The organism is Clavibacter lycopersici, assembly GCF_003576405.1.
GTDB classification, from domain to species: Bacteria; Actinomycetota; Actinomycetes; order Actinomycetales; family Microbacteriaceae; genus Clavibacter; species Clavibacter lycopersici.
The window spans coordinates 1-9,694 of sequence record NZ_QWGT01000095.1 but is presented as its reverse complement, the minus strand read 5'-3'; the positions used below and the strand labels follow the sequence as shown (position 1 = coordinate 9,694).

The 9,694-nt window shown below is 71.9% G+C and carries 6 protein-coding genes, 1 pseudogene and 1 riboswitch; of the genes and pseudogenes, 3 read left to right on the top strand and 4 right to left on the bottom strand.

Translation table 11 applies throughout. The features are described from left to right. Positions 1-338 (top strand): annotated as a pseudogene (locus DZG00_RS08125) (hypothetical protein); the annotation flags it as partial. Positions 339-371: 33 nt separating this feature from the next. Here DZG00_RS08125 and DZG00_RS08120 read toward each other — a convergent pair. The 4 genes from DZG00_RS08120 to glgX form a co-directional block, all read right to left on the bottom strand. Next, a complete protein-coding gene (locus tag DZG00_RS08120) occupies positions 372-1,685 on the bottom strand; it encodes a UDP-glucose dehydrogenase family protein (protein ID WP_119381510.1) in 1,314 nt (437 codons plus the stop codon). A gap of 159 nt (positions 1,686-1,844) precedes the next feature. After that, positions 1,845-3,647, bottom strand: coding sequence for a malto-oligosyltrehalose trehalohydrolase (treZ, locus tag DZG00_RS08115; RefSeq protein ID WP_119381511.1), 1,803 nt, complete (start codon positions 3,645-3,647; stop codon positions 1,845-1,847). After that, positions 3,644-5,995 (bottom strand): malto-oligosyltrehalose synthase, encoded by a 2,352-nt coding sequence (treY, locus tag DZG00_RS08110; protein ID WP_119381512.1) that lies wholly within the window; start codon positions 5,993-5,995, stop codon positions 3,644-3,646. Before treY ends, treZ begins: the two co-directional genes overlap by 4 nt. Then, complete coding sequence (glgX, locus tag DZG00_RS08105; RefSeq protein ID WP_119381513.1) at positions 5,992-8,196, bottom strand: glycogen debranching protein GlgX; 2,205 nt, start codon at positions 8,194-8,196, stop codon at positions 5,992-5,994. The genes treY and glgX overlap by 4 nt, the downstream gene beginning before the upstream one ends. 205 nt (positions 8,197-8,401) lie before the next feature. Here glgX and DZG00_RS08100 point away from each other — a divergent pair, with 205 nt between their 5' ends. Then, the gene (locus DZG00_RS08100; protein WP_119381514.1) at positions 8,402-8,734 is read left to right on the top strand and encodes a hypothetical protein; all 333 of its coding nucleotides are present in this window, start codon (positions 8,402-8,404) and stop codon (positions 8,732-8,734) included. 113 nt (positions 8,735-8,847) lie between these two features. Next, positions 8,848-8,959: riboswitch (TPP riboswitch) on the top strand. A 35-nt stretch (positions 8,960-8,994) separates the two neighbouring features. Next, positions 8,995-9,648, top strand: coding sequence for an ECF transporter S component (locus DZG00_RS08095; protein ID WP_119381515.1), 654 nt, complete (start codon positions 8,995-8,997; stop codon positions 9,646-9,648). Positions 9,649-9,694: the final 46 nt, after the last annotated feature.

Sequence of the window (9,694 nt, the reverse complement as noted above, 5' to 3'; positions counted from 1 at the left end):
TGGGCCTGGCGATCGACGAGTCCGCGGGCCGCGTCGTCACGGTCACCGCCATCGACAACCTCGTCAAGGGCACGGCGGTCGCGCCGCCCAAGGGCCTCAGCCTCACGTCCATGATCCTGGGGCTCGTCTCGGTCTTCTTCTTCTGGACGTTCCTCTGCCCGCTGATCGGGCTCGTGTTCGCCATCATCGGCATCCGCAAGGAGCCGGCCGGGCGCGGCTTCGCCATCACGGGCCTCATCCTCAACGGCCTGCTGCTGCTCATCCCGGTCGCCGTCGTGCTCTCGATCATCGTGGCCGGCGGCACGCTCTTCGGCATCGCGGCCACCACCCCGCGCTGATCGGGAGCCGGCGGCCGGTCCGGCGCGCGACGGCTAGGGGCGGCCCATGCCGCGGTAGCGCCATCCGGCGGCGCGCCACTCGACGGGATCGAGGCAGTTGCGGCCGTCCACGATGACGGGCGTCGACACGATGGCCTTGAGCTCCGCGGGATCGATGGCGCGGTACTGCTTCCACTCGGTGAGCAGCATGACGACATCGGCATCGCGCGCCGCCTCCTGCCAGGTGTCCACGTAGGTGAGCTCCGGGAAGCGGCGACGCGAGTTCTCGTTCGCGTACGGGTCGGTCGCGAGCACGCGCGCCCCCTGCAGCTGCAGCTGCGCGGAGATGCTGAGCGCGGGGGAGTCGCGCACGTCGTCCGACTCGGGCTTGAAGGCGAGGCCGAGCACGGCGACGTTGCGGCCGAGCAGGGATCCGCCGCACACCTCGCGCGCCACGTCGACCGCGCGCACCCGGCGCCGCATGTTGATGGAGTCGACCTCGCGGAGGAACGTGAGCGCCTGGTCGGCGCCGAGCTCGCCCGCACGCGCCATGAACGCGCGGATGTCCTTGGGGAGGCAGCCGCCGCCGAAGCCGATGCCGGCGTTGAGGAAGCGCCGTCCGATGCGGTCGTCGTACCCGATGGCGTCCGCGAGCTGCGTGACGTCGGCGCCCGTGGCCTCGCACACCTCGGCCATCGCGTTGATGAAGGAGATCTTCGTGGCGAGGAAGGCGTTGGCCGAGACCTTCACGAGCTCGGCGGTCTCGTAGTCGGTGGTGACCCGGGCGGTGCCGGTGGCGAGGGCCGTGGCGTAGACCTCGTCGAGGACGGCGCGAGCCGCCTCGCCCGCGTCGCCGGCGGGCAGTCCGTAGACGAACCGGTCGGGCGTGAGCGTGTCCTCGACGGCGAAGCCCTCGCGCAGGAACTCCGGGTTCCACATGAGCGTGGCCCCGGGCTCGCGCGCGGCGACGCGCTCGGCCAGGCGGCGCGCGGTGCCGACGGGGACGGTGGACTTCCCGGCGACGACGTCGCCCGGGACGAGATGCGGGATCAGGCCGTCGACCGCCGCGTCCACGTAGGTGAGGTCCGCGGCGTTCTCGCCGCGCTTCTGCGGCGTGCCGACCGCGACGAAGTGCACGCGCGCCCCCGCCGCCTCGGCGATGTCGGTCGTGAAGCGCAGGCGCCCGGTGGCGAGCTGCTCGGTGAGGAGCTCCGGCAGGCCCGGCTCGAAGAACGGGGCGACGCCGGACTGCAGCGAGGAGATCTTCGCCTCGTCCACGTCGATCGCGACGACGTCGTGCCCGAGCCGGCTCATGCACGCCGCGTGGACGGTGCCGAGGTAGCCGCAGCCGATGACAGATATGCGCACGAGGGGTCCGTTTCGTCGAGGAGGATGCCGCATGCCGACGTGCGGGAGCCTCGTCGGCCTGCCCCCCAGCCCCGGCCAGGACGAACCTAGCACGCAGCGGGGGACCGGCCAGGCGGCGCCCGGGGAGCGGAGCGAGTCCGCACCCCGGGTGCCGGCGGATCAGGCCAGCAGGGCCTCCGCCGAGTCCGCCACGGGTCCGAGGATCGCGGCCGAGCGCGCGGGCAGGACGATCTCGTCGTCGGCCAGCGTGACGCCGGGCGCGGTCGCGAGCAGCAGCGCGGGTCGCTCGCCCACGACGGGGACGCGCCGCTCCTCGCCGGACAGGTTGACGACGATGGACAGCTCGCCGCGGTCCATCACGAGGAGTCGCGCCTCCTCGTGCACCTCGACCTCGACCTCGGCGAACCGGGGGTCGGTGAGGTCGGGGTGCGTCCGACGCAGGCGGATCAGCTCGCCGTACAGCGCGAACAGGCGCGCGTGCTGCGAGCCGGCCGCCTCGGCGCCGTAGAGCTCCGACCAGTCGAGCTTCGAGTCCTGGAACGTCGACAGGTCCTGCGGGTTCGGCACGACCGACTCGTCCCAGCCCATCTTCGCGAACTCCGCGATGCGGCCCTTCGCGGTCGCCTCGCCGAGGTCGTGCTCCGGGTGCGACGTGAAGAACTGCCACGGCGTCGTCGCGCCCCACTCCTCGCCCATGAAGAGCATCGGGGTGAAGGGCGACGTGAGCGTCAGGACCGCGGCCAGCGCGAGCCCGCCCTCGTCGAGCGTCGCCGTGAGGCGGTCGCCCGTGGCGCGGTTGCCGATCTGGTCGTGGTTCTGGTTCGCGACCACGAGGCGGTGCGCGGGGATCCGCTCGGTGTCGAGCGGGCGCCCGTGCACGCGGCCGCGGAACGACGACCACGTGCCGTCGTGGAAGAACCCGCGCGTGATGACCTTGGCGAGGGCCCCGAGCGACGCGAAGTCCTCGTAGTAGCCCGTTGTCTCGCCCGTGAGCGCGACGTGGACGGCGTGGTGGAAGTCGTCGCTCCACTGCGCGTCGAGCCCGTAGCCGTGCGCCTCGCGCGAGGTGATGAGCTTCGGGTCGTTGAGGTCGGACTCCGCGATGAGCGTGAGCGGGCGGCCGACGTGCGCCTGGAGGACGTCCACCTGCACCGCGAGCTCCTCGAGGAGGTGCGTCGCGGTGTCGTCGACGAGGGCGTGCACCGCGTCGAGGCGCAGCGCGTCGACGTGGTAGTCGCCGAGCCACATGAGCGCGTTGTCGATGATGTACTCGCGGACCGGACCGGAGTCCTCGCCGTCGAGGTTGAGGCTGGATCCCCAGGTGTTCGCGGACGCCTCGTGCAGGTACGGGCCGTACACGGGCAGGTAGTTGCCCGACGGTCCGAGGTGGTTGTACACGACGTCCTGCACGACCCCGAGGCCGCGCGCGTGGCACGCGTCGACGAAGCGCTGGTACGCCTCGGGTCCGCCGTACGTCTCCTGCACCGTGTACCAGAGGACCCCGTCGTAGCCCCAGTTGTGCGTGCCGTTGAACCCGTTGACGGGCAGCACCTCCACGAGGTCCACGCCGAGCGCGACGAGGTGGTCGAGCCGGTCGATGGCGGAGTCGAGCGTGCCGTCGGGCGTGAAGGTGCCGACGTGCATCTCGTAGATGACGGCGCCGGCGAGCTGGCGCCCGGTCCACGCCTGGTCGGTCCACGCGAACGTCGACGGGTCGTACGTGCGCGAGCGGCCGTGGACGCCCTCGGGCTGGCGGCGCGAGCGCGGGTCGGGCAGCGGGGTGTCGCCGTCGTCCACGAGGTAGCCGTAGTCGAGGTCGCCGGATGGCAGGGCCTCGGCGCGCTCGGCGTCGAGGGTCCACCAGCCGTCGCCCGTGGGGGAGAGCGGCAGGCGCTCGTCCCCGACGGACAGCGCGAGGGTGCGGGCCTTCGGGGCCCAGATGTCGAAGCGGTCGTCGGTCATGCTCGGCTCCCGGAGGTGAGGTCGGCGGCGGTGGATGCGGGCGCGAGGATCGCGACCGGGTAGTCGGCGAGGAGCGCGGCGACGGAGACCCGACCGCCCGGCACGCGGCGGCCGCTCACGTGGTCGACGAGCTCGCCGTCGGGCAGCGTGAGGGACGTGGATCCCCACCCGCCGCCGGACTCGAGCCCGACGGGCAGGCGGGTCGCGACGGTGATGGCGCCGCCGCGGTCGAACGCGATCACGTGGGCCGCTGCGTCGCCGGACGCGCGCACGGGCTCGTAGCCCGTGAAGAGCTCCGGGTGCGCGCGGCGGAGGCGGAGCGCCCGCGCCGTGACGAGGAGCTTGGCGGCCCCCGTCTCGTCGATGGCGGGCTCGGCGCCCTTGAGCACGGCGTCGAGGGCGGCGCGGCGCATGCCGAAGTCGACCTCGCGGCGGTTGTCGGGATCCACGAGGCTCGTCTCCCACAGCTCGCTGCCCTGGTACACGTCGGGCATGCCGGGGGCGGTGAGCTGGATGGCCTTCGCCGCGAGCGCGTTCGACCAGCCGGGGCCGGAGAGCCGGTCGTAGAGCCCGGCCACGATCGTGCGGGCGCGCGGGTCGTCGAAGGCCGCGTCGACGAGCGCGTGCATGCGCTCCTCGAAGGCCTCGTCGGGCGCGGTCCACGTGGTGGAGTCGCCGGCCTCGCGCGACGCCTTCTCGGCGTACGCGTGCAGGCGCTCGCGCGACGCGGGCCAGGTGCCGACGAGCGTCTGCCAGAGCAGGTTCTCGAACGGCCCGTCGCCGGTGGGCGCGACCTCGCGGAGCTGGCCGAGCGCGTCGCGCCAGGCCTCGGGCGTCTCGGAGAGCACGTCGATGCGGGCGCGGACGTCCTCGCCGCGCTTGGTGTCGTGGGTGGAGAGCGTGGTCATCGCGTGCGGCGCGATGCGGTGCCGCTCCTGCTGGCGCGCGTGGAAGTCGTCGACGTCGATCGCGAAGATCGACGGGTCGGCGCCGACCTCGTTGAGCGAGACCAGGCGCGAGTAGCGGTAGAACGCCGTGTCCTCGACGCCCTTGGCCATGACCATGCCGCTCGTCTGCTGGAAGCGCTGGGCCACGAGCGTCGCGGGGTCCGACAGCTGCGGCATGAGCGCGTCGATCGTCGCGACGAGGTCGGGCCGGCTGGCGCGGGCCGCCTCCGCGGCCTCCTCGAGGTGCGCGATCCCGCCGGGCAGGTAGCTGCGGTAGACGGGGAACGTGGCGAGCAGCTCGGCGATGGCGTCCGCCGCGTCCGCCGGGGCGTCCTCCACGAGCCGCTCCAGGCGGAGGACCTCGCTGCGCAGGATCCCGTCGGCGATGCCGCGCTTGGTGCCGCGGATCATGTCGGCCCAGCTCGTGAGCTCACCCTGCGGCAGGCCGCGGAGGGACGCGTCGAGGTGGTCGAGCTCGACCTGGCCGTCGGGGTCGACCAGCACGCGGTCGATCTCGGCGAGCGCGTCGTACCCGGTCGTGCCGGCGGTGGCCCAGTCGGTGGGGAGCGCCTCGCCGGGCTCGAGGATCTTCTCCACGAGCACGTACGCGCCGCCCGTGATGCGGGCGAGGTCGTCGAGGTACCCCTTCGGGTCGAGCAGGCCGTCCGGGTGGTCGACCCGCAGGCCGTCCGCGAGGCCCTCGCGGAACCAGCGGGAGATCTCGGCGTGCGACTCCTCGAACACCCGCGGCAGCTCGACGCGGATCCCGGCGAGCGTGTTGACGGCGAAGAAGCGGCGGTAGTTGAGCTCGGCGTCGGCGCGACGCCAGTTGATCAGCTCGTAGGACTGGCGCTCGTGCACCGTGCGGGCGTCGGCGTCGTCCTCGGCCGTGCCGGGGGCGACGGGGTAGCGGGTGTCGTAGTAGCGGAGCTCGACGGTGCCGTCGTCGCCGCGCACGAGCAGGAGCTGGTCGAGCTCGTCGTCGCCGTCGCCGAGCACGGGGATCCGCACCTTGCCGTTCCCGAAGTCCCAGTCCACGTCGAACGCGTCGGCGTAGCGGCTCGCGGTGCCGTGCGTCAGCAGGTCCCACCACCACAGGCTCTCGACGGGCGTCGCGACGCCGACGTGGTTGGGGACGATGTCCACCAGCACGCCGAGGCCCAGCTCGTGGGCGCGGTCGGCGACGGCCTTCATGCCCGCCGCGCCGCCCCGGGCGGGGTCGACCTGCGAGTGGTCGACGACGTCGTAGCCGTGGTCGGATCCGGGTTCGGCGGCGAGGATCGGGCTGAGGTACACCCAGTCCGCGCCGAGGTCCTTCACGTACGGCAGCTGCTCGGCCACGGCGGCGAGGTCGAACGACTCCCGCACCTGGAACCGGTAGGTGGAGATGGGGGTTCTCAACTGATGTCGCTCCTTGGGTCTGCGGCCGGCCGGTCGGCCTGCGCGTGGGTGAGGACGGCGAGGCTCGCCGCGACCGAGTGGTCGGGTTCCACCTCGGGCTCGGTGTAGGCGCGCAGCACGACGAGCGCCTTGGCCGCCACCTCCACGACGCTACTCGCGCGGAGGGCCGTCGAGTCGGCTCCGACGCCCGCGGTGTCGATCACGGTCTCCCACGCGTCCGCGTACTCGTCCGACGGGAGCGTGAAGGCGACCTGCTCGTCGTGCGCGTTGAAGTAGAGGAGGAAGTGCGTGTCGTAGATGTCCTCGCCGCGGCGGTCGCGCCCGCGGATCCCGTTCCCGTTGAGGAACATGCCGATCGCCCGGAGCCCGGACTCCCAGTCGTCGTCGACCATCGGCGTCGCGTCGGCGTCGAGCCACACGATGTCGGGCAGCGGCTCGCCCTCGCCGCGGCGCACGGGGCGCCCGTCGAAGAAGCGACCGCGGCGGAAGGTCGGGTGCTCCTTGCGGAGCCGCACGACGGACGCGGTGAACTCCACGAGAGGCTGGTCGGCCTGGTCCCAGTGCACCCAGCTGATCTCGTTGTCCTGCGCGTAGGTGTTGTTGTTGCCCTGCTGGGTGCGGCCGAGCTCGTCGCCGTGCAGGATCATCGGCACGCCCTGCGACAGGATCATCGTCGCGAGCATGTTGCGCTGCTGGCGGCCGCGGAGCGTGAGGACCGTCGGGTCGTCCGTCGGCCCCTCCACGCCCATGTTCCAGGAGCGGTTGTGGCTCTCGCCGTCCTTGTTGTCCTCGCCGTTGGCCTCGTTGTGCTTCTCGTTGTACGAGACGAGGTCGGCGATGGTGAAGCCGTCGTGCGCGGTGATGAAGTTGATCGACGCGACCGGCCGGCGCCCGGAGTGCTCGTAGAGGTCGGCGGATCCCGTGATGCGGGCCGCGAACTCGCCGAGTGAGGAGGCCTCTCCGCGCCAGAAGTCGCGCACGGTGTCGCGGTACTTGCCGTTCCACTCGGTCCACTGCGGCGGGAAGTTGCCCACCTGGTAGCCGCCGGGGCCGACGTCCCAGGGCTCGGCGATGAGCTTGACCTGCGACACCACCGGATCCTGCTGCACGAGCTCGAAGAACGTGGCGAGCTTGTCGACGTCGTAGAACTCGCGCGCGAGCGCGGAGGCGAGGTCGAACCGGAACCCGTCGACGTGCATCTCGGTGACCCAGTAGCGCAGCGAGTCCATGATCAGCTGCAGCGCGTGCGGGTGGCGCACGTTGAGCGAGTTGCCCGTGCCGGTGTAGTCCATGTAGTACGTGGGGTCGTCCTCCATGAGCCGGTAGTAGGCCTGGTTGTCGATGCCCTTGAAGGAGAGGGTCGGCCCCAGGTGGTTGCCCTCGGCCGTGTGGTTGTAGACCACGTCGAGGATGACCTCGATGCCGGCGGAGTGCAGCGCCCGCACCATGGACTTGAACTCCTGCACCTGCTGGCCGAGCTCGCCCGTGGACGAGTAGGCGTTGTGCGGCGCGAAGAACCCGATGGTGTTGTAGCCCCAGTAGTTGCGGAGGCCCTTCTCGAGCAGCGTGTTGTCCTGCACGAACTGGTGCACGGGCATGAGCTCGATCGCGGTCACGCCCAGCTTCTGCAGGTGGTCGATGACGGCGGGGTGGGCGATGCCGGCGTACGTGCCGCGCAGCTCCTCGGGGATCCGCGGGTTGAGCTGCGTGAGCCCCTTGACATGCGCCTCGTACACGACCGTCTCGCTGTACGGCGTGCGGGGGAGGCGGTCGCCGTCCCAGTCGAAGAACGGGTTGACCACGACGCCGAGCATCATGTGCGGGCCGGAGTCCTCGTCGTTGCGGCTGGACGGGTCGCCGAACTCGTACGCGAACAGCGAGGGGTGCCAGTCGAACTCGCCGCATGTGGCCTTGGCGTAGGGATCCAGCAGCAGCTTCGCGGGGTTCGACCGGTGGCCGTTCTCGGGCTCGTACGGCCCGGTGACGCGGTACCCGTAGCGCTGCCCCGGCTGCACGTGGGGGAGGTAGCAGTGCCAGACGTGCGCGTCGACCTCCGTCACGTCCACGCGGGTCTCCGTGCCGTCCTCCTCGATGAGGCACAGCTGCACCTGCTCCGCGACCTCGCTGAAGAGCGCGAAGTTCGTGCCGCTCCCGTCGAAGGTCGCGCCGAGCGGGTAGGGGTTTCCGGGCCAGGTCTTCAAGCGGTCCTCCAGTTGGGTCGACTCGTCCGCCGACGGCGCGCGGGAGTGCGTGCGCGGGGTCCGTCGGGGGCGGGGCAGGCGGTGGATCCGCGTGGGCCGCAACGGCAGGAGGCCGGATGCGACGCAGCGACGCACCAGGGGCGAGGGTACCGCGAGGACCCGGATCGGCCCGCATCCTCCGGGCGTCGCGGGGTACGGTGGGCGCATGACCAACCTCGTCGCACAGCTCGCAGAGAACGTGAAGAACGCCGGAGTGGGGACGGTCTACGGCGACCCCCTCGACATCGACGGCTCGACCATCGTCCCCGTGGCGTTCGCCTGGTACGGATTCGGCGGGGGCAGCGACCTCCCCGACTCCGACGGCAACGTGGCGGGCGGCGGCGGCGGTGGCGGAGCGACCTGGCCCATCGGCGCGTACGTCGCCACCGACGGCGAGGTGCGCTTCCAGCCCAACGTCATCGCCCTGCTCGTGGCGGCCACGCCGGTGATCTGGATCTCCGGCAAGGTCCTCGTCAAGCTCATCAAGACGATCAAGTAGCCCACCTCGCACGACCTGCGCGGAGCGCGGGTGCCCTCGGGCACCCGCGCTCCCGTGCGTCCGGAGCCGTGTCGTGCAGGTCGTCCCGGGCGCGTCGGCCGCGCGCTATGCTCGCCGGTGAACACGGGAGTCCGGTGAGCCGGGCTGAGAGGAAGATCCCCAATCTTCGACCGTAAGAACCTGATCTGGATCATGCCAGCGCAGGGAGGTTTCCTTTCTCGACCCGTGCCCTCTTCACCCATCACCGAAGGGCACGACCAATGACCGCATCACCCTCGTCCACGGCATCCGCCGTCCCCGCCGACACCGGCGCCCGGGGACCCCGCTCGGGCCTCCGCTCCCGCTGGCGGGTCATCGACATCGTCGTCGCCAGCGTCCTCGGCGTCGCGTCCGGCCTCGTCTTCGTCATCTGGAACACGGCTTCGGTCCCGATCGGCGGCTTCTTCGAGCCGTTGCTCCCCGGCCTCCAGGCCCTCGCGGGCGGCGGCTGGCTGTTCGCCGGCGTCCTCACCGGCATCGTGATCCGCAAGCCAGGCGCAGCGCTCTACGGGGAGCTCCTGGCCGCGTTCGTGTCGATGCTGGTCGGCAACGTGTGGGGCGTCGGGACGCTGCTCTCCGGCCTCACCCAGGGCCTCGGCGCGGAGCTCGTGCTCCTCGTCTTCCTCTACGCGAACTGGCGCGCGTACGTCGCCGTCCTCGCGGGCATGGGCGCGGGGCTCGGCATGGCCGTCACGGACCTCATCACCTACTACCCGGGATCCACGCCGCTGTTCGCCACGATCTACACGGTCGCGGCGCTCGTCTCGGGCGCGGTCATCGCCGGGCTGCTCTCGTGGATCGTCGCCCGGGCGCTCGCCCGCACCGGCGCGCTCTCGCGCTTCGCCTCGGGCCGCGACACCGCGGCCCGCGTCTGACCGTGCGGTGGCCTGGCCGTCGCCCGGCGTCCGTCGGCCCGATCCG